Raw genomic sequence first — 20,598 nt, 5'->3', positions numbered from 1 at the left:
GATAGCTGCCTTTGCATGATGATATTAATGAAGCCCACCTCTTTTTCAGCCTATCCGCTGCGCGGGTCATCCTGGCGACGATTGTCATAAGGTGAGCTTCTGCCTGTTAACGACGCGTCAAATCGATTCTGCGGCGGGCATACACCGTTTCCAGAGGCATGTGTATGTGATATACCGCCAATGCCCCCTTCCTTGATTTAAGCATCTTCTTCGTCACCCCGTTTATCTCCCCCGAATCGACTCGCTTATAAATTTCTGCTGAACTCAGCATGAGCTGCTTTTTCAGGATGGCCAGCAAGTTAACCTGAAAAGCACGGGGGATCCGGATACAAACGCTGACCCATTGTCGAGGGAAAATACTGACCGGCCACTGCTCCTGAATATGAAAATCAGGTTTGCCCGACAGCCTCGCATTGTTCCGCTTAAGAATCGCTTTGTTATGCGCAAAGTTTTCAACCGTATCCGCATCATTGAGCAGGAAACGGCGATAAAGCTCAGGATCTAATTTGTTGACATTGAGCCGCGAGAACAGAGCGATATTCCACGTACATTCGCAATGCGTACATTTATAAATACTCCAGACGTCCAGTCTCTTTTTTTGCGAATTGATTCTGAATGCCCCGGCGGGCGTGAACTCTCGTTTGATGTTGCAAGACGGGCAGCGTTTTGCAATGCGCTGGTGCCCAACAGGAGTGACAGTCCATGTGACTTTCATAACGTACCTTTTTTAACCCGTACAAATTCGGATCCGTATTGAACGAACCATGTCTTTGTGTACGAAAAATATTTATTTGATATTTTTCAGTGGGTTAAAAAAAGATGTCCAATGCCACTCCCTGTCTTTGGCAAAGCGATACGCTGAGACTAGCAAAGCGGTCATCATCGGGTATATGCGTTCAATCAATATTCATGATGGTACCGCATGGGGACATGGAGCGAATGACATGTTTGCACAGGCTAACGCCTGAGCGGTTTCGCGCTGAGATCACACTTTAAAGGATTCGCTATATCCGCACAAAAAACCTGTGTTACCATTCACTCCGTAAATACCATTCAACGTCACCCGAGGCTTTGATGCTGGAGAATGTAATCATCTGATAATCAGCTCCCCGACCTTTCAGGCCGGACTGATTATCAATGCGCCGAAATCGAATGCGGACACCGCTGTGTGTTTGCACGTTTTGCACATGATGATTAAACAGGTTTTCCAGTATGAATTTATCCCGTCAGGAACAACGTACCCTACACGTTCTCGCTAAAGGTGGACGTATTACGCACGTCCGCGATACTTCTGGCCGCGTTACCTCTGTTGAATGCTACAGCCGCGAAGGGTTGTTGCTCGCCGACTGTACGCTCGCCGTCTTCAAAAAACTCAAAACCAAAAAGCTGATCAAGTCCGTCAACGGTCAGCCTTACCGCATCAACACCACCGGGCTGAACCACGTTCGCGCCCAGCCTGATAATCGCTAAGGAGAGGATGATGAATATCAGCGCTGTTATTGTCGCTTCAGGACGCATTCGACTTTCACCTGATGAAGGCAAAATCCCCTGGGATGAACCCGCCTTTAGCCAGCGCATGCTGGAAAACCATCTGTCCCAGGAACATGACTGGGCCAGCCGCAGACTGTCGGTGATTGAACAACAGGTTGCGTGGATTGCCCGTCAGCTCCCCTCAGGCGCACGCATTCTGGACCTTGGTTGCGGCCCCGGTTTTTACACCCGTTTGCTGGCCGAACGCGGCTTTAGCTGTACCGGCGTGGATTTCTCGCCGGCTTCTATCGAATGGGCTCGTCAACAGGCGCAGGCCGCGGGGCTGAAGATTGATTATGTTCAGCAGGATGTCCGGACATATCGCCCGCAAGAATCGTTCGATTTCATCATGATGACGTTTGGGGAACTGAATGTCTTCAATGCCGCAGACGCAACCCACCTCATCGGTCAGTGCGCGCGATGGCTTACGCCGGGCGGAAAACTCCTCGTGGAAGTACACACCTTCGACGAGGTGAAACGTCAGGGCATGGCCCCTGCAAGCTGGCAGCGTTGCCCGCAGGGACTGTTTCTTGCCGATCCTCATCTTCTGTTGACAGAAAATGACTGGGATGAAGAGACACGGACCAGCTCAACCCTGTTCTGGGCAATTGAAGAAACAGGTCGGACGACCCGTTTCGGTAATCAAATGAAGGCCTGGCGTGATGAGGAGTACCTCAGCCTGCTTGCTGACGCAGGTTTGAACGTGCTTCAGCGACCTGCCGGCGCCGACTGGCCAGTCAGCGAGACCTTCGCGGACAAACTTTTTGCGTTGCTGGCAGAAAAAGCACACGCGACGGCGAACGTTTCACCGAATACGCATGACATACAAGGAATTAACTAATGGATATCCCACGTATTTTTACGATTAGCGAAAGCGAGCATCGCATTCATAATCCGTTTACAGCAGAAAAGTACGCCACGTTAGGTCGCGTATTACGTATGACTGCGGGCACGCACATTCTCGATCTCGGCAGCGGTTCAGGCGAGATGCTCTGTACCTGGGCGCGTGATCATGGCATTACCGGCCTCGGCATTGACATGAGCCCACTCTTCACTGCACAGGCAAAGCTGCGCGCAGCGGAACTTGGCGTCAGCGAGAGCGTGAAATTTATTCATAACGACGCATCCGGTTACGTTGCCGACGAAAAATGCGATGTGGCGGCCTGTGTCGGCGCCACCTGGATCGCGGGCGGTGTCGCCGGGACGGTCGACCTGCTGGCAAAAAGTCTCAAGCCCGGCGGGATCATGCTCATTGGCGAACCCTACTGGCGTAAGGACCCTGTATCGGACGAGGTGGCTGTCGCCTGCGGCGTGGGCAGCGTGGCCGATCTCCTCACCCTGCCCGACCTTGTCGCCTCTTTCGCCGCAAGAGGGTACGACATTGTGGAAATGGTGCTGGCGGACCAGGAAGGCTGGGACAGGTACGAAGCCGCGAAGTGGCTGACCCTGCGTCGCTGGCTGGCGGAAAACCCCCATGATGATTTCGCGCAGGAGGTCCGGGCGGAATTGTCTGTCGCCCCTAAGCGTCATGTCACCTATAGCCGGGAATATTTTGGCTGGGGCGTGTTCGCTTTGATTGCCCGATAACCTGAAACAGGCGGTGTGGTTTTCACTGCACCGCCATCATGTCAACTGAGAATATTCCCCAGGCTTCGCAGACCGCAAAGCGATTTTGTCTTGGGCAAAGAGGCGAGATAAACAATATTGATGCATTCTCTATCTTTTTGAAGGCTAACAAAGCAGACTATACTTATCCACCCATTCATCCCAGAGGCAGTAACTGACGTGAAGGATACGTATTACAACGATACAAGGATCAATGCGTTAATCCAGAATGAGCTGAATAAGTTCTTTGAGGACTACAACGGTATCATCTACGCCTACGCGATAATGAACAAGAAAGACCCTTCACAGATGCGGATAATTAATAATAATCCGGCATGGTTCGACATCTACCTGGAAAGAAAATATCAGTTTATAGACCCTGTTATTATTCGGGCTTTACGCTGTGTGGAAGATTTCTTTTGGGAGAACAAGGTCATCTTGTCTGGCGGATACAACCTGACGCGCATTTTCAACGAAAGTTCTGAACATAACATCTACCAGGGGCAGACATTTCCACTGCATGACTACCTGAATAATCTGGTGGTGTTATCCATCATCAGCCAGGAAGATTCCGGCGTGGACATGGAAAAAAATCGTTCACATTTTATGCACTTTCTTATTCAGTTGCATCAGAAGACGCTCAATCTCTATAGTAAAGTGGATCAGAAAAAGAACGTTTTCTTGTCGCCACGTGAACGGCAAATTCTTAAATGGGTTAGCGCCGGAAAAACATACGCCGAGGTGTCGGTTATTTTGTCCATTACGGAACGCACCGTGAAATTCCATATGAGCAACGCAATGAAAAAACTCGGGGTGAACAACGCCAGACATGCGGTAAAACTGGGGATGGAGCTCAGATTGCTCGACAACTGAGCCCCGGCGCCCGTTATATACGAAGCAGTTGCTGGAGCATTTCACGAAGCCAGTCGCTGTTCTTGTCTTTGCGAATGATGTCTTCCACGGCGCTTACGCTGGCAGGCATAAAAATATAATAGATTGTTTCCCCTTTCTCAGAAAGTCCCTTCTGAATAACCTCTACTTTCCAGTTCGCATGACGAAAAATGGCATACATGCCGCGGCTGGCAACAGCATACATTCCCCGATATTGTTTCTTCATACAGTAAACGATCATTGCCAGAAACAGCGCCTTACTGGTGGGCATACTGCGCAAATTTCCGTTGTCGCGTCGTTCTTTATCTAAAAACAGTCGGCTGACTTCACAGCAGGGAATATCGGTAGGAAGACTAATATCGTCAAAGTAATCATGGAATATTTCGCTGATCATTGTCGGCTGGGTCGCATCGATAAATCGCGCGCCGCAAAGTAATTGCCCGTCATGCATGCCCAGCAGGTAAGTCGTTTTTTCGTTGTCAAATTGATCCTTTTCCATGCCGTTAATGCATTCGACTTTCCAGTCGAGCCGCTCGCGAAATGTTCTTCGTCTGAGCCGGTAGAGTTCGGAGGCAAATCCTGGCGGCAATTCATCGTAATCATGCAAAAAAAACTCAACAACAGAGTTCATCCAGTTATTCCTGATAATCACACACTGAAATTATTATCCCCTGTCTTTTAGGACAGCTTTTTTTTATGTCGGGTCTTCCTTATACTTAAAAAATACCTGACCAACAGCACTCGCAATGCTAACTGGTCAGGGGGTCAAAGACCAACGCAACACCAGGGATAAATCCACACGGGATTATCTTACATTTAGCGTCCCGGGTACAGAATGTTAGAAGCACTTAGCGTATAAAAAACCAATAAAGTACGAAAAATATCAAATAACTATAATTAATCTGTTGCCCCTTGTATTTTCAAGGGGTAATATTTTCTGTTGCTTTAGCAAAAATAAACGCCACTGACTCTCCGTTTCTCTCCTCTCCACAAGCTTTCTTTTCGTCACCGTATGACTCTGCGCGGCAATCACCGTCATAAGCTGAATGCCGACTCTCGCCGTTATCTTACTGAGTAAACAGACAGTTACCCGTTATTATCACGCAAAACACCAGGGGTTACCGCACGGTGTCGCTTATCCGTTCTATTGACATCTCCTATTGTACAGCCTGGCGATGGGGGCGTAGCGTTTTCCCCGTTAGAGACAGACGGTGAATCGATAAAGCCTGCCTGTCGGATTATGGGCTGTGTCCTATAATCTTGTGGAATATCACTACAGGAGTGACCTCATGGCATTTGTAACGACAGACGACAGTGTAAAGATCTTTTATAAAGATTGGGGAGATAAAACAGCCCAGCCCATCGTGTTTCATCACGGTTGGCCACTAAGCGCCGATGACTGGGATAATCAGATGTTGTTCTTCCTGGGACAAGGTTACCGCGTCATTGCCATTGACCGTCGCGGTCATGGTCGATCAGATCAGGTCAGTGAAGGGCATGATATGGATCATTATGCTGCTGATGTTAATGCCGTTGTTGAACATCTGGATCTGAAAAATGCGATTCATATCGGTCACTCAACCGGCGGTGGGCAGGTTGCCCGCTATGTCGCGCGCTTCGGACAACCCCAGGGACGCGTGGCGAAAGCGGTGCTGATCAGTGCGGTACCGCCGTTAATGGTAAAAACAGCGGCGAACCCGGAGGGCACGCCTGTAGAAGTATTCGACGGATTCCGTAAAGCGCTGGCCGCGAATCGTGCTCAGTTCTATCTTGATGTGGCCTCCGGTCCTTTTTACGGCTTCAACCGTGAAGGGGCTGACATTTCCCAGGGCACTATTCAGAACTGGTGGCGCCAGGGCATGATGGGAAGCGCAAAAGCCCATTACGAAGGCATCAAGGCATTCTCTGAAACAGACCAAACGGAAGACCTCAAAGCCATCACGCTTCCGGTACTGGTGATGCAGGGCGATGACGACCAGGTTGTGCCCTATAAGACCGCCGCACTTATGCAGGATAAATTGTTGAGCAACAGTGAACTGCGTATTTATCCGGGCTATCCACACGGGATGCACACCACCCATGCGGATGTCATTAATGCTGATATTTTGGCTTTTCTTCGCAAGTAAGCGATGACCGTACCGACTCCCGGAGCAGGTGCAGGCAGGTGAGTTGATATTCTGCCGCTCCTCCGTTGTCAGACCCAATACAAGGCGCACGTTATTCCGCAAGCGTGCGCTTTTTTGCGTGCGACAAATCCGCGCCCTTCATCTCCCACAAGATTTATCCTTCGCGTTCACTTTCCTTATTTTTATAATCCGAACCAACAGCATAATGCAATGTATTGTTCTACATAGCATTTTCGCTACCATACAGACCGTACAACTGATTTTGAAAAACGGGACGATAAAACAGTCATTGCAGCTACTTTGATATTTTCTTGCACAGCAATAGCAGTTGAAAGCACCCGTATTGCCGGTAACACTATTACCTTCATTGTGCCCGCAGCGGATACCCCAGTAATGTGACCAGAGCGCGCGTATATGCCCATCAGCAACGGTATCCCCACCAGTTCCATCGTCGTCAGCGTTTATATCATCCATGAGATTATCGTGCCTGCTTGACCATTTGCGATTCGCAGCTTAAGCCAACCGGTTCGTGCGGCAATCTTTCCGTTGAGATGAAAAACAAAACGGGAGCAATGAGCGCTTTGTATTGCAGCAGCCCGCGAGAACAGTCTGTATAAATCGCAGCCCTATGACTGGCGCAGCAACGGCCTCATCCTGTGATCGCGAAAATGAACTCGCCGCTAAAAATATCCGTTTTAAACGCCAGTTGGCGGGACAAGCTGAAGCGCTGGCGCGCCTTCAAAAGGCCATGGCACAGTTCACGGCGCGCCTGACGTCGAGAAGGAAACATTTCTACAGCCGTCAGGCTTGACGCAACTGAAGTTTTTCAACGTCACGTTGTTGCAGTGCCGCTTGCCATCTCCTCTTTTACTTCACGAATTTACTGACCTCCGGAGGTACCTTATTGAGAGTTTACCCATGAGCAGTTGTACCAGTCTATGAGCGACTGCGAATCTTATGTTAATAAATTTTCGTTAGTAATAATTGATAGTGAATGTCAGCGCTGACTCCGCCGAACCTGGAGTCACCTGCCCGCCTGACTGTATATATCTGGCCTGCAGAGGGATACGTAATTGCGTCACTCCCGTATTTCCGGTTACGGGGCCCAGAGGGTCAAAACCCGTTCCCATTGTTATCAAGCTGGTATCATTTTGCTTTCGGACCTGCATATCTATCCCCGTTGCGCTGCCGGTTCCTGATTTGAGACAGAATGAATCAGGGGTAGGATTGCCATAAACGGGATTAATCAATAAGCTCATTTGGTTATTTGCCTGAAAATATCCAGGATAATTCCCCGGGCAGTTATCTAACTCAATGTTGAAATCCACCCACTGACTGGTGCTTCCCACACCGGTGAAATCCGTCGTTTTATAGTTTCCCATCGGCACAGCCACATCAGGTGTCTGGCATGTGAACGGAATAATATTCACTGAGCCGCTAAAAGATACAGTTCCCATCGTTATTTTCTTTCCGTCATAGGGGGTACCATCACTCTTAAATATCATACCGTATATGCCAAAAGTGGGCAGGTCACTCCCAGATAAAACTCCTGGCTGTAAGAGGGAACCGTTAATCAATGATATAATATATCCACCACTATAATTGCCTCGTAATTTGGCGCTTGAGTCAAACCATACCTTATCTACTGTATTAACCGCCATGCCTGGCGGTGAAGCAAGTGCAGTAGATAATCCGACCCCAAATGCCGGAGCATTCATCGCAACGACACTATAATACCTCATCGCCCCCAAATTAAAAGAGTAAGAGTTACCATATGAATTTAATGGTTCAAGAAAAACATACATATCATAACTTGAAGAGTCTCCACTAGTTACGTGACAATTATAATAGTTAACTAGAGTGATCGGAATGAAATAACCTGCATATACTGGGACAGACGAAGAATGGTCTACACCGGGTGAAATACTATCTCCACGCAATACTATCTCCCTGTGGCCAATATTCGTGTCGTCACAAACAGGCGCAGCTAAGGCCACAGACGGGAAATGCATCATGATGAACAATAAAATTACAAGTAACATTTTCATGCTACTGCGTGACAGAAATAACAACGCATTCAGTAACATTCCAGAGCCTCTTTCTTCATATTAATTGCTGAATCTTCTTCGGAAACGATGACTTTCATTTTGCACTCCCCCTGATTACCGGCCTTCAGTTTGAGAATATGAGTGCCTGGCTCAAGGCGAACAAATATCTGCCCGGCCTGGCCGACGATCGCAATATAATTACCCTTCTCACTGCTGACATCAGCGCCGAAGGGGACTGGTTCTCCTTTCCATCGGGCAGAAATCAGTACGGGGACCCCTGTTTGCGTATTATATTTAACCTTTACAATAGCACCGGCGTAGGGGGCCACCTTACGTGACGTGCTATCAAAGCCGACATTATTCGTCGCATCCTTTGGATCGATGGCCACTTCATTCATTTCATACGCATTCAGATAAGGCACCGCTGCATACCCGGCATTATCAATGCTGATACCAGGGTAAGAGGAAACCCGGGCGCCTTTGGCTCCTCTGGCTTCAATCAACGCCCAGGTATCTGAGGTGTAAGGGCTGAGGGTTGCGCCACCGGAATGCAGGATCACGGACCCATTCGCACCAAATGACTGGCTCTGATAGTGATTACCAACGCTGCTGCTGCCATTAAGGTACGTATACGGTGTTCGCCACTGCCCGTTAACATACAGACTGCTGCCGGTTGCGCCGCTGGTATTGCGGGCTGTTACCCCATAGCTGTACTGGTTGTCTTCGCCGGCACTTCCGGACAGGGAGGCCGCCTCAGACCAGGATCCATCATTGTTGCGCCCTGTTTCCAGACGCGCGGATGGAACATGTGTATCTCCGGCAGTACCCAAGGGGAAGCTCAGGGACAGAAGCCAGCTGGTATCACTTTTGCCGTACCAGGTGTATGTCCGGTTGACATTTAATCCGTAAGTGATGGAATTCCAGCTATTACTGTAACCGACCTGGAATTGTTTATCGGTATCCTTACTGTTCCAGTAATTCTGTAATGACGCACTTGCATAGAACTGTCCCAGGCCTTCTGGAAGAGACTGGCTGGCAGTCAGGGTATAGCGGCTTTTGGAACGTTTCAGACGCTGTTCATCGTAACCACGCACCAGCATTTCTTTTGTCATCATGGCTGTTGCCAGATCGTAATAGCCCTGCGTTGAAAAACGATAGGTTGCCAGCGTCAGATTGGTGCCCGACCGGGGGATAAATTTTGAATAGCTGAGTCGGTAGCTCTGTCCGGATGACGTTTTATGGCCATATTCCTGACCGTTCGGATTTCCTGAGAAAGAAGCATGCGACTGGGTGATATCCAGAGAAATCGCCCCGGCCTGGGTTCCTATTGCCATACCGGCCTGAGCGGCATAATAACCGTCGCTTTGTTGCCAGCCAGTATAGCCCGTCAGGTAATTTGACAGGCCATGCTGCCAGGTTGCCTCATAAAACTCCGGTTTATCTCTAAGGTTAAGCTGGCGTAATTTGCCCGCCGTAAAGGAATAGCGGTACGACCCCGGTCTAATCAACTGCGGCATCGCGGTATACGGGACCAGAAAAAAGTTTTCATTGCCATCTGCTTCCCGAACGGTCACGGCCAGGTCGCCACCAAACCCCGTCGGATAAAGATCGTTAATAACGAATTCACCCGGGGAGACAGTTGTCTCATAAATGATGGCGTTATTCTGGCGTACAGTGACTTTGGCGTTCGTTCTGGCCATCCCCCTGATTTCAGGCGCATAGCCCCGCTGCGAAGTTGGATACATGCGCTCATCGCTGGCAATTTGCATACCGGAAAATGGCAGGGAGTCAAAAACCCTGCCTGTGGTATTAGACTGGCCGACAAGCAAGCGGCCTTTGATAAATGGAATATCCCGCTGAGCATACGTGTTCAGAGACTGATAATCCTTCTTTCCGTCATCTAACCAGGAATAGGAGCCATTATGACGGAAATACCATGCGCCAAGATTAAATCCGGTATTCAGCGAGGCAAACATCGATTTATAGTCATAATGACTGGACTGACTTGTCCAGGCGTTCAGCCCGTAGCTGAGAAATGCTGCAGGTATACCGCTATCCCAGAGCTCCGGGTTCACGGAACCACGCGCAGAGCGATGAACATATTTTTGCGGCAACGTAATATCCAGTACCTGCTCTCCCGCATCGAATTCGACCCTGGCATTCGGGATGCCGGATAAGATTTCAGTGCAGCCATCAGAATCGGGTTGCCGCACTGTGTCGGTCTCATTCATTCTTTCCCAGGCCAGAGGGATGACTTTCAGTAATTCCGGCGTAATACAGACGTAACCAGAATTATCCGCCCGGCTTTTGATCTCGATATTTTCATTCCCTATCTCACTACCATTTATCCGAATGGTGGCATAATATTTCCCAGGTAAAAGAAAACCGCGCTTTGAAAAGCGGCTGGTATCGACGGGTTGATTATTTTGTAACATCAGCACATCACTGATAAATTCAACGTCCCCGGTCCCAGGGTCAGGTAACACTTCTGTGTGAAGATTCCCGGGCAGCGCTTCAGTGTGTTCCATAGCTTCAGATGAATGCGGTATACTGCAAAAACCAGCAATAGCTGCTGCAAGTAAGTTCTTGCGGAAATATTTATTATGGTTTTTCACGTTATATTCCCTGTCAAACAGACGTTTTATTTAACTGCAGCAGATTTCTCAGTGACTGCCCCATAATCATTGACGACGTTAAAGTGAATCATTTGGCCATGGCTTACCTGCAACGGAAAGAATTCAGCTTCAAAAGGTGCTATCATTTTCCCTTCTGTCTTTTTTCCATTCGCTTGTACGCCAGACACAGATACATACCAGGGCGTTTTATTCGTCGCCTGTAATTTCCCCTCTACGGTTTTCCATTCGAGCTTATCCGGGGCTTCAAGGGATATTCCCTGCAGTGCTTCCGGCCGATAAAAAAGTTTTATCCGGGTACGAAAGGCAATTTGTAAAAAATTCTCATCTTTTTTGGAACTGTTACGTGCAGGCACCTCAAGCACATTAAGCCAGAATACAGACTCTTTATCGGAAGGAAGCTGTTTTCCGGTAAAGCTGATCTGTAGTGTCTGACCTTTGCCGGGATCAACACGGTTTATAGGTGGCGTCACAATAAACGGGGCCGTGCTGGTATCCGGTGATTTGCTCATAACGCCATCATCGATCCAGCTCTGGATAAGTACGGGGGATTTACCATTATTATTAAGTTTCACACTGACAGAGCGCTCCCCCTGAGAATAGATCACCCGGGTACCGGTAATAACGATACTGGCTTTTACGGGGGCGCTAAGTAACACCAGATAAAGCATGAACAGTGAGCTGAGTGTCAGAATAGAAAAAAAGTTATGCTTCCGTTGCACAGGCATAAATCCACCCTCTGTGAAAGGGAGCCTGGGCTCCCCTGATTAATGAAGTACGTTGAATTACATGTACTGAATGGAGTAAACCACCTGGCTGATAACTGTCCCGGCAGTGGTTGCAGTATCAGCAAAGTACTCAACCGAATAAGGCAGGTTCGCACTGCCAGAGGAAACATCAACATAAGTAGTGTTGGCAGCCTGATTTCCGTTACCCGCCACGATGACATCTCCATTCGCAGAGGATTCATCGCGCAGCTGCAGACTGACACCGGTTGCCGTTCCGGTCTTATTCAGCAGATGTCCGCTTGGTAAATCCACGGTCGGACCTGCTTCAAAGAACGCGGAGGCGTTTTGCAGAGTGCCCTGGCAATTAGTCAGAGCAATATTAAATCCCGTACGCCCCGCGGTCTGGCCTGCAGTAGTCAACTGGTTGGTACCAACGGTAGGCAGAATAACCGTTGCATCTGCACCCTGTGTATCAACGACGGCATCACAGGTAGTGGCAGTCAGTTGACCATTAAAGGTAATGGTTCCTGTCGATGCAGCATTCGCAGAATTTACAGTTGCACCCAGAACAGCAAACAGCGTTAATGCAATAGCACTTTTTTTCATGTCTATATCCTTTGAACATATTTATATACGATAGAGTTGTAATAAGGAGATGCGAAAATATCCTTATCAAACCACTTACTTAAAAGGTGAACATCACCAGGTACTACAAAAAACATAAGGCGTTGAGTTATTAAAACTCTCAGCATTAATCGTAACAGCTTTTCAGACAGATATTTTTTCAATAAAACGTAATGAGTTGCTACACCTGCCCTGCACTAATTTGTTTTAGTGCGCTCACCACAAAATGGGCTTCACCGTCACCATTAACCATCATCTTTTGATATGCGGAGCGTTTGTAATGACTGGTTTTTTTAACCCCGACTTCATATCTGAAAGCGTTGAACTGATACCCTGTTAAATTAAAATAATTAAAAATAACCTGCTCCTCTTTCTGAGTAAGTGATATGTTTGTCATACTGCATATCCTCCCATATCTCTTAATCATCTCTAACATCCGCCATATCGAAAGACTTCTGTTTATTACCAGCGCCCCCTTATAATAAAGGATCATTTCTCTTTTACCGATAGTTCTCAGAGAGTAAATCACGTTGGAGCTAAAATATGTTGCGAACTTCCTGATAAGGTTTAAGTCATCCACTGCCAATATAATGATACTATTTCCAGTACGGACGTCATAAACGATGCTATCAGAAAAGAATTCCTGCTGTTTGTGATGTATATAATGACAGTACACATTCAGATATTTTGTCTCTTTTAATAAGAACTCCAGTCCATTAAGATAAAAATAATCATCGGATAAAATTATAACGGTTTTTTTTACTGCCATGGAGTCATACCTGTCAGCGGTAAGTTTTCATAAATTCACAAAAAGCAGGTACGGGTAAAGGTCGGGAAAATAAGTAACCTTGCATAAAAATGATCCCAGCCGACTTCAACGCCTCTTTTTGAAAGTGATTTTCTACACCTTCTGCAACAACATCCACGCTACAGATAGATGATATTTTAACAATACCATCAATCAGTTTACGATAAACTAATCCCAGGTTTCCTTTTACCTGTGTAACCAAACGATCCAGCTTTAGGGTTGTTACATTATTCACCCCAAAGAATTTTAGGGCAGCAGTGTTCATCCCTACATCATCAATAGCGAACTTCACTCCGATAGAATCATAGAATGCGATTGCATCCAGAATATCATTGGTCGCATCAGTGATATTCCGCTCCACAATCTCCAACAGGATCACGACATCTGTTTTGAAGTAACTCCTGAATTTCATTACAGCATTCCTGATGGTTTCAGAGTTGATCTGGCCACAGGTGATGTTCAGAGAAAAAACAAAACCCGACGGGATTTCGTTAATACCATCATTTTTCCTTAAGGTTTCAGCTGTTTTTAATAAAAGCTCTCTGGCGTAATAATCCGCACGCTCAGGTACCTCAAGCTCTTCAATATGCAGCTGATTCAGTATGTATCCTTTTTTTGTTTTTACTCTGCAGAGAATTTCAGCTCCTACGATACAATTTTCATAAGTATTAATAACAGGCTGAAGGAAAGGCGTAACATCCATTACACAATTGTAAGAGCATTTATTTTCAAGTGTATCTTTTATTTTCTGCATGTTACCTACTCTTCCTTTTCACTGCTCGCTTGTTATGCCACTCGTTTGTACCAGCGTGGCTCTCTGCAATGTATCAATCATAACCTTCCCTTGCGTCATTTGATATATTATATTGAAGAATATAGAAATTTTAGTTAATTAATCTGTTTATATATGGATTTACAATTTAAACATTCTATTTTATAGATTCCAACCCCTCAGTTAAGTTATTTTTACGAACTTGTAGTTTATATGTGAAATAAACATAACGAAGCTGTCAGTTTATATTGTAATGCTATAATTATCTTAAATTTATCTTAAATGGCACCTCTCTTTATATTCACGTGACAGATGAATTAAATATGCTAGACTCTGCACCAAAAACAACAACAGCACTATTTCATGCGGGTATTATGCCGGTAAAAGTGCCATAGCTATGATCTGAGGTATAAGGACGGGGTATGCTCTATATAATTAATGAGAATATTGTTTATGATGACGTTCAAAGTTCTTTAACTAACTGTAATAGTTATGACTCCATTATTCTCCCTGCAACAGCGTCCCGGTTACTGTCGCTGTTTATCAGATATCAGGGTTCGACATTGGCACGTGAAGAGATTCTGAATTGTGTATGGGATGAATATGGGTATAAGACATCAAACAATACGCTCACACAATATGTATCTCTGATTAGAAAAAACTTCCAGTTGCTTGGTGAACCAGCAGATATCATCATTACTATTCCTCGCACCGGATTTGTGATGAAAAAAGAAGTAAAAGTGCGAATGATAGAATCCGAAAATGAAAAGCAAGATCTTTTGCTTACGAATACAGATTCTTTTAGTAAAGATTTATTACCTGAAACCTTAGAACAGGTAATGATTCACTCAAATATAGAACTTAAAAATGAAGGGGAAAGAACGAGTGGTTTAACAAATAAAAGTAAAAAGTTAGTATGGCTTCATGGTTTTAATGCTTTGTCATTAATTATGCTATGTCTTATTTGTTATTATATTTCGCTAAACAAAAACGAGATGAAAGTAGCCAGAGTCTACCTTGCCGGTATGATTGACAGCTGCCCGATATATATGTTTTACAGAAGTTCATATGAACTCCTGCCCAAGAGAGTCACCTTAACTGAGAAGATGGCCAGATCAAAACTACCGTGTCTTACGGGGAGTTTTTATATCTTCCAACAGGAGGATAGCCTGATTTTTGATGAGGTAGGACGACAATTCATCAGCAGATGTAGTTATCAGGCTGGCAAAAAGAACAAGCTATCCAGCTGTAAGAGCGTATTTAATCATGAATAAAAAATATAAATTTTTCACCATCTTTTTCTTTGTGATACTATCCATTATACTTGTTACAATCAGCAACATGACTAAAAGTGGAAATATCAACTGCACTGGTACCTTACAAATGAATTCACCTGATGAACATGAATATCTTTTTAATGGAACTATCAGTGTGGTGATACGACAAGGTACTGAAAGTGTGATCAGTATTTTCGGCACATCGATATCGACAAAGCAATCATCTCCTATCAATACCCACCTTGTAAATCGGGATATAACATTCAAGGTCCTGAGTAGAAAAAAAAGTGATTTTTACATAAGTAATTTGAAAACCATTGCTCATCCTAGTGATAGCATGACGGAGGCAGAAGCCTCAGGGCTGATTTTCGACATGTTTGATCTTGAACACAACCGGCTCACCGTTCGACGATATCTCAATGCCTTTGTTTTTGGTGATGTCCCTCTTCCTTTATTTATTTGTTTGAAAAAAAGATAAAGGAACCTAACCCTACACCTGATCCATTTGGTTCAAAATTTCGATGTCAATACAGTAAGGCAGGTTGAAGATTAATTTCCAGCTGTTTCGTCTTCATAGGTAATTTCATGGTGGAGAAGAACGGGGCTGGCTTCAGAATGAGCCGATGGCTTGCAGGTCGGCTCATGTATGAATTAGGACTGACCAGTTGTCAGCAGCCCATTCATCGGGACAAGTACAGTGGTCATGAACACATCGTTATCACAAATCATCTTTTTGCGACAGGACAGTCATAGCGACGCTGATACCTCTCGCGCATCATGTCCTCAAACGAATTTTCAGCATCCTGTCGACGGCTAAGCTTTCGTTCAAGAGAAGGTGCGTTGCCAGTGGGTGGCCACCACCATCGTCCTGTTCGGTGGGCTTGTCTTTGTCTTTTTCAGTTTCAACCTGACGCGCAGTCAGTTTCATTGGGCGACGCTACGAGGAAGGGCTATTGTCCCCCCATCTAAATCCTCGTATTAATATTGACCCTGGGGGAGTACTGTTGAGTTCAAATGACTAATAGAATGCTATAACTACTGATTTATAAAGGGAAAATTGAGTTGGGCAGACTTCAGAAGGCTTGAGGCTGGAGCGGGCGAAGGGAATCGAACCCTCGTATAGAGCTTGGGAAGCTCTCGTTCTACCATTGAACTACGCCCGCTTAGATGAGCGTAAAGCATTATAAACCTTACGCTCTTGTTGGCAAGGGACAATCTGCTGACTGGCGATTAATTCGCCGTCAGCATTTCGGCGGGCTACCCTGCGGCGGCAGATAGCGCAGCGGATCGATGGCCGTGGCGCGATAGCGGATCTGGAAATGCAGTCGCACCGACGCCGCGTCAGTACTGCCCATTGTGGCAATCTTCTGCCCGGCCTTCACGCTCTGCCCGTTATTGACCAGCATTGTGTCGTTGTGCGCATAGGCGGTAATGTAATCTTCACTGTGCTTGATCATAATGAGATTACCGTACCCGCGCAGTTGGTTACCGACGTACACCACCTTCCCTGCGCCTGCGGCGTAAACGGGCGTGCCACGGGCGGCGGCAATATCAATTCCTTTATTGCCCCCGTTAGCCGTTGAGTAAGGCAATATCACTTTCCCGCTGGCAGGCCAACGCCAGCAGCGCTGTCCAACAGGCGGCCATGATGACTGGGGTACGGAAGAAGACGGTCTGACGGCTGCCGTTTTGCTGGTCGATTTTTTACTCGTTTTGGCGGAAGCCTTTTTCGAACCGCCAAGCCTGAGTTTCTGCCCCACTTCGATGGTATAAGGCGGCGAAATACCGTTCAGGCGCGCCAGCTCTTTAACGCTGGTCCCCGTCGAACGTGATATACGGTAAAGCGTATCCCCCCGTTTAACGGTGTAAACGGCGCCAGAATACGATCCAGATCCGGATGATTTATTTCCTGAACAGCCCGCAAGCAGCAATCCCACACACAGCAGCATCGCCATACCCAGACCATTTAACTTCAGGCGTCCTGCGCTCAAAACACATCCTCGCAATATAATCAGACGCTTTATCATAGCAGCCATAAGGCCGATGCCAAATTTATTGCGTAAGGACAGAACAATCAAGACCATTATTGTCTTATATTTCTGGCTGCCAGGGCGTGTTTTGGTAATACTTAACCCGCAATTCTGCGCTACTCTGGTTCTCTGAATACAAGGTTCAGCGCATTGCCGAATCGTTATCGCTTTTCAGGAGTTTTCATGACCGGGGAACATGTCATTTTACTGGATGCGCAGGATATTCCTTCCGGCACGCTGGAAAAATACGCCGCCCATACCGCTCACACCCCACTGCACCTCGCGTTTTCTTCCTGGCTGTTTAATACCGACGGGCGATTTCTGGTCACTCGCCGTTCGTTACTGAAAAAGGCGTGGCCAGGCGTATGGACGAATTCGGTATGTGGTCATCCCCAGCAGGGCGAAAGCACAGAGGAGGCGATTGTTCGTCGTTGCCGCTTTGAACTTGGCGCGCAAATCAGCCGTCTGACGCCGGTTTATCCTGATTTTCGCTATCGCGCCGCCGACCCGAACGGGATCGTCGAAAATGAAGTGTGCCCGGTCTACGCCGCGCAGGTAGTCGGCGACATGGCGGTAAACAGTGAGGAGGTGATGGAATATCAATGGTGCGATCTGGAGAGCATACTGGCTTCCATTGACGCCACGCCGTGGGCGTTCAGTCCGTGGATGGTAATGCAGGCGTCAAACAGCGCAGCGCGCCATTTGCTTCGGGAATACTGCCAGCGCTAAAGGTTATTGAATGGCGTAACGCTTACCCGGCCTACAGAACAAATGCCGCAGGCCGGATAAGGCAAAATCGCCATCCGGCAACTCAATGCTTACTTAACCGGACGCATCGCCGGGAACAGGATCACGTCACGAATAGTATGGCTGTTGGTAAACAGCATGACCATACGGTCAATACCGATACCCAGACCCGCCGTTGGCGGCAGGCCGTGCTCCAGCGCCGTCACGTAATCTTCGTCGAAGAACATCGCTTCGTCATCGCCCGCCGCTTTCGCGTCAACCTGATCCTGGAAGCGTTGCGCCTGATCTTCTGCGTCATTCAGCTCGCTAAATCCGTTACCGATCTCACGTCCACCGATAAAGAACTCAAAACGATCGGTGATTTCCGGGTTCACATCGTTGCGACGCGCCAGCGGCGACACTTCCGCCGGGTACTCAGTAATAAAGGTCGGCTGAATCAGATGCGCTTCCGCCACTTCTTCGAAAATCTCGGTCACGATTCGGCCCAGACCCCAGCTTTTCTCAACCTTAATGCCGATAGCCTCAGCAATGGCTTTTGCCGAGTCGAAGTTATCCAGATCGGCCATCTCGGTTTCCGGACGGTATTTCTTGATCGCTTCGCGCATGGTCAGTTTTTCGAACGGCTTGCCGAAGTCGAACACGTCGTCGCCGTAAGGTACCTGGGTGGTGCCCAGAACGTCCTGCGCCAGAGTGCGGAACAGCGACTCGGTCAGTTCGATCAGATCTTTATAGTCCGCATACGCCATGTAGAGTTCCATCATGGTGAACTCTGGGTTGTGACGTACAGAAATCCCTTCGTTACGGAAGTTGCGGTTGATTTCGAACACACGCTCGAAGCCGCCGACCACCAGACGCTTCAGGTACAGTTCCGGCGCAATACGCAGGTACATGTCGAGGTCCAGCGCGTTGTGATGGGTGATAAACGGACGCGCAGACGCGCCGCCAGGGATCACCTGCATCATCGGGGTTTCAACTTCCATAAAGCCGCGTCCCACCATGAACTGACGAATCCCCGCCAGGATCTGCGAGCGGATTTTGAAGGTGTTGCGAGACTCGTCGTTAGAGATGAGGTCCAGATAGCGCTGGCGATAGCGCGCTTCCTGATCCTGCAAACCGTGGAACTTGTCCGGCAGCGGACGCAGCGCTTTGGTCAGCAGGCGTAGTTCTGTGCAGTGAATAGACAGTTCGCCAGTTTTGGTCTTAAACAGCTTGCCTTTCGCGCCAAGGATGTCGCCCAGGTCCCATTTTTTAAACTGCTCGTTATAAACGCCTTCCGGCAGATCGTCACGGGCGACATACAGCTGAATACGTCCACCGACGTCCTGCAGCGTAACGAAAGAGGCCTTGCCCATGATACGACGAGTCATCATACGGCCTGCGACGGATACCTCGACGTTCAGCGCTTCCAGTTCTTCGTTCTCTTTGGCGTCGAAGTCAGCGTGCAGTTGGTCTGAGGTGTGATCGCGTCGAAAATCGTTCGGGAAGGCGATACCCTGCTCGCGCAGGCCAGCCAGCTTCTCGCGGCGCGTTTTCAGTTCATTGTTAAGATCGGCTACCGCGTCAGCGCCCTGTGCGTGTTGTTCAGACATGTTGGTTCCTCATAACCCTGCTTTCAAACTTGCTTCGATAAATTGATCCAGGCTGCCGTCCAGCACCGCCTGCGTGTTACGGGTTTCAACCCCGGTACGCAAGTCTTTAATGCGGGAGTCATCAAGGACGTAAGAACGAATCTGGCTACCCCAGCCGATGTCCGATTTGTTGTCTTCCATCGCCTGCTTCTCGGCATTTTTCTTTTGCATTTCCAGTTCATAAAGCTTCGCTTTCATCTGCTTCATGGCCTGGTCTTTGTTCTTGTGCTGAGAACGGTCGTTCTGGCACTGGGTCACAATCCCGGTCGGGATGTGGGTGATACGCACCGCTGATTCGGTACGGTTAACGTGCTGACCACCCGCGCCGGATGCGCGGTAAACATCAATACGCAGATCCGCCGGGTTGATTTCGATATCAATGTCATCGTCCACTTCCGGGTAAACAAACGCGGAGCTGAACGAGGTGTGACGGCGACCACCGGAATCGAACGGACTTTTACGCACCAGGCGGTGAACGCCGGTTTCGGTACGCAGCCAGCCGTAGGCGTATTCACCTGAAATTTTAATGGTGACGGATTTGATACCGGCCACTTCACCTTCAGACTCTTCAATGATCTCGGTCTTGAATCCGCGCGCTTCCGCCCAGCGCAGATACATACGCTCCAGCATGCTCGCCCAGTCCTGCGCTTCAGTACCGCCGGAACCGGCCTGGATATCCAGATAACAGTCGGCGCTGTCATATTCACCGGAGAACATACGACGGAACTCCAGCTGCGCCAGTTTTTCTTCCAGCGTATCAAGTTCAGCTACGGCTTCGTTAAACGTTTCTTCGTCGTCGGCCTCTACAGCCAGTTCCAGCAGGCCGGAAACGTCTTCCAGACCCTGAGCCATTTGATCGAGAGTGTCGACAATGGCTTCCAGCGAGGAACGTTCTTTACCCAGCGCCTGTGCGCGTTCGGGTTCGTTCCAGACGTCCGGCTGTTCCAGCTCGGCGTTTACTTCTTCCAGACGCTCTTTCTTGGCATCGTAGTCAAAGATACCCCCTAAGAACGTCCGAGCGCTCCGTGAGGTCCTGAATGCGGTTTTTTACCGGGTTAATTTCAAACATGGTCTGATTTCTTTTATTGGACTCGTTAAAATGCGGTGATAAGAGCGGGATTGTACCGAATCCACGCTCTTTTTTATAGGTA

General features: G+C 47.9%; 20 protein-coding genes, 1 tRNA gene and 2 pseudogenes. 10 read left to right on the top strand and 13 right to left on the bottom strand.

Annotated features, from left to right (window positions below; genetic code table 11):
* Positions 1-106: 106 nt before the first annotated feature.
* Positions 107-715 carry a DUF1062 domain-containing protein gene (locus JY391_RS04000; RefSeq protein ID WP_211935255.1) on the bottom strand — a complete coding sequence of 203 codons (609 nt, stop codon included), beginning with the start codon at positions 713-715 and terminating at the stop codon, positions 107-109.
* A 497-nt stretch (positions 716-1,212) separates the two neighbouring features.
* On the opposite strand from JY391_RS04000, the gene JY391_RS03995 reads away from it, so the two are divergent.
* The 4 genes from JY391_RS03995 to JY391_RS03980 all read left to right on the top strand — a co-directional run bounded on the left by JY391_RS03995 (position 1,213) and on the right by JY391_RS03980 (position 4,008).
* Positions 1,213-1,470 carry a YjhX family toxin gene (locus JY391_RS03995; RefSeq protein WP_042292105.1) on the top strand — a complete coding sequence of 86 codons (258 nt, stop codon included), beginning with the start codon at positions 1,213-1,215 and terminating at the stop codon, positions 1,468-1,470.
* Positions 1,471-1,477: 7 nt separating this feature from the next.
* Positions 1,478-2,371, top strand: a complete 894-nt coding sequence (locus tag JY391_RS03990) for a class I SAM-dependent methyltransferase (protein ID WP_229264087.1) — start codon at positions 1,478-1,480, stop codon at positions 2,369-2,371.
* Positions 2,371-3,117 (top strand): SAM-dependent methyltransferase, encoded by a 747-nt coding sequence (locus JY391_RS03985; protein WP_211935254.1) that lies wholly within the window; start codon positions 2,371-2,373, stop codon positions 3,115-3,117. The genes JY391_RS03990 and JY391_RS03985 overlap by 1 nt, the downstream gene beginning before the upstream one ends.
* 198 nt (positions 3,118-3,315) lie before the next feature.
* Positions 3,316-4,008 (top strand): helix-turn-helix transcriptional regulator, encoded by a 693-nt coding sequence (locus JY391_RS03980; protein ID WP_199957184.1) that lies wholly within the window; start codon positions 3,316-3,318, stop codon positions 4,006-4,008.
* Between the two features lie 13 nt (positions 4,009-4,021).
* Here the strand turns inward: JY391_RS03980 and JY391_RS03975 are convergent, their stop codons facing one another.
* Positions 4,022-4,657, bottom strand: a complete 636-nt coding sequence (locus JY391_RS03975; protein ID WP_042292115.1) for an acyl-homoserine-lactone synthase — start codon at positions 4,655-4,657, stop codon at positions 4,022-4,024.
* A gap of 658 nt (positions 4,658-5,315) precedes the next feature.
* Here JY391_RS03975 and JY391_RS03970 point away from each other — a divergent pair.
* Positions 5,316-6,152: an alpha/beta fold hydrolase gene (locus tag JY391_RS03970; RefSeq protein ID WP_042292117.1), complete on the top strand. Its 837-nt coding sequence runs from the start codon at positions 5,316-5,318 to the stop codon at positions 6,150-6,152.
* Positions 6,153-6,780: 628 nt separating this feature from the next.
* On the top strand, positions 6,781-6,963 hold the full coding sequence (locus JY391_RS23950; RefSeq protein WP_211935253.1) for a hypothetical protein: 183 nt from the start codon (positions 6,781-6,783) through the stop codon (positions 6,961-6,963).
* 163 nt (positions 6,964-7,126) lie between these two features.
* Here JY391_RS23950 and JY391_RS03960 read toward each other — a convergent pair whose 3' ends face one another.
* The 6 genes from JY391_RS03960 to JY391_RS03935 form a co-directional block, all read right to left on the bottom strand.
* Entirely contained in the window at positions 7,127-8,200 is a 1,074-nt protein-coding gene (locus tag JY391_RS03960) for a fimbrial protein (protein ID WP_211935252.1), read from the bottom strand.
* Between the two features lie 29 nt (positions 8,201-8,229).
* Positions 8,230-10,815 (bottom strand): fimbria/pilus outer membrane usher protein, encoded by a 2,586-nt coding sequence (locus JY391_RS03955; protein WP_229264086.1) that lies wholly within the window; start codon positions 10,813-10,815, stop codon positions 8,230-8,232.
* A gap of 26 nt (positions 10,816-10,841) precedes the next feature.
* The gene (locus JY391_RS03950; RefSeq protein WP_211935251.1) at positions 10,842-11,561 is read right to left on the bottom strand and encodes a fimbrial biogenesis chaperone; all 720 of its coding nucleotides are present in this window, start codon (positions 11,559-11,561) and stop codon (positions 10,842-10,844) included.
* A 57-nt stretch (positions 11,562-11,618) separates the two neighbouring features.
* Positions 11,619-12,167, bottom strand: coding sequence for a fimbrial protein (locus JY391_RS03945; RefSeq protein ID WP_199957188.1), 549 nt, complete (start codon positions 12,165-12,167; stop codon positions 11,619-11,621).
* Between the two features lie 199 nt (positions 12,168-12,366).
* A complete protein-coding gene (locus tag JY391_RS03940; RefSeq protein WP_211935250.1) occupies positions 12,367-12,954 on the bottom strand; it encodes a hypothetical protein in 588 nt (195 codons plus the stop codon).
* A 13-nt stretch (positions 12,955-12,967) separates the two neighbouring features.
* On the bottom strand, positions 12,968-13,747 hold the full coding sequence (locus JY391_RS03935; RefSeq protein WP_211935249.1) for an EAL domain-containing protein: 780 nt from the start codon (positions 13,745-13,747) through the stop codon (positions 12,968-12,970).
* A gap of 440 nt (positions 13,748-14,187) precedes the next feature.
* On the opposite strand from JY391_RS03935, the gene JY391_RS03930 reads away from it, so the two are divergent.
* From JY391_RS03930 to JY391_RS03920, 3 genes and pseudogenes are all read left to right on the top strand, one after another.
* Entirely contained in the window at positions 14,188-15,039 is an 852-nt protein-coding gene (locus JY391_RS03930) for a winged helix-turn-helix domain-containing protein (protein ID WP_211935248.1), read from the top strand.
* A gap of 109 nt (positions 15,040-15,148) precedes the next feature.
* Positions 15,149-15,520, top strand: a complete 372-nt coding sequence (locus JY391_RS03925; protein ID WP_199957192.1) for a hypothetical protein — start codon at positions 15,149-15,151, stop codon at positions 15,518-15,520.
* A 128-nt stretch (positions 15,521-15,648) separates the two neighbouring features.
* Positions 15,649-15,774: pseudogene (locus JY391_RS03920) on the top strand (IS3 family transposase); the annotation flags it as partial.
* Positions 15,775-15,788: 14 nt separating this feature from the next.
* Here JY391_RS03920 and JY391_RS23710 read toward each other — a convergent pair.
* The 3 genes and pseudogenes from JY391_RS23710 to actS form a co-directional block, all read right to left on the bottom strand.
* Positions 15,789-15,970: pseudogene (locus JY391_RS23710) on the bottom strand (integrase); the annotation flags it as partial.
* Positions 15,971-16,131: 161 nt separating this feature from the next.
* Positions 16,132-16,205, bottom strand: a tRNA-Gly gene (locus JY391_RS03915).
* A 78-nt stretch (positions 16,206-16,283) separates the two neighbouring features.
* Positions 16,284-17,033 carry an amidase activator ActS gene (gene actS, locus JY391_RS03910; RefSeq protein ID WP_211935247.1) on the bottom strand — a complete coding sequence of 250 codons (750 nt, stop codon included), beginning with the start codon at positions 17,031-17,033 and terminating at the stop codon, positions 16,284-16,286.
* 222 nt (positions 17,034-17,255) lie between these two features.
* On the opposite strand from actS, the gene idi reads away from it, so the two are divergent.
* On the top strand, positions 17,256-17,801 hold the full coding sequence (gene idi / locus JY391_RS03905) for an isopentenyl-diphosphate Delta-isomerase (protein WP_200035470.1): 546 nt from the start codon (positions 17,256-17,258) through the stop codon (positions 17,799-17,801).
* An 89-nt stretch (positions 17,802-17,890) separates the two neighbouring features.
* On the opposite strand, the gene lysS is transcribed toward idi, so the two are convergent.
* Positions 17,891-19,408, bottom strand: a complete 1,518-nt coding sequence (gene lysS, locus JY391_RS03900; protein WP_042292124.1) for a lysine--tRNA ligase — start codon at positions 19,406-19,408, stop codon at positions 17,891-17,893.
* A gap of 9 nt (positions 19,409-19,417) precedes the next feature.
* A protein-coding gene (gene prfB / locus JY391_RS03895) for a peptide chain release factor 2 (RefSeq protein ID WP_120714868.1) occupies positions 19,418-20,516 on the bottom strand; the annotation gives its coding sequence in 2 pieces (ribosomal slippage) (positions 19,418-20,440 and positions 20,442-20,516; 1,098 coding nt in all).
* Positions 20,517-20,598 lie beyond the last annotated feature (82 nt).

Source organism: Citrobacter sedlakii, from assembly GCF_018128425.1.
In the GTDB taxonomy this organism is placed as follows: domain Bacteria; phylum Pseudomonadota; class Gammaproteobacteria; order Enterobacterales; family Enterobacteriaceae; genus Citrobacter_A; species Citrobacter_A sedlakii.
The sequence above is the reverse complement of the archived record's forward strand: the minus strand, read 5'-3'. Positions and strand labels throughout refer to the sequence as shown.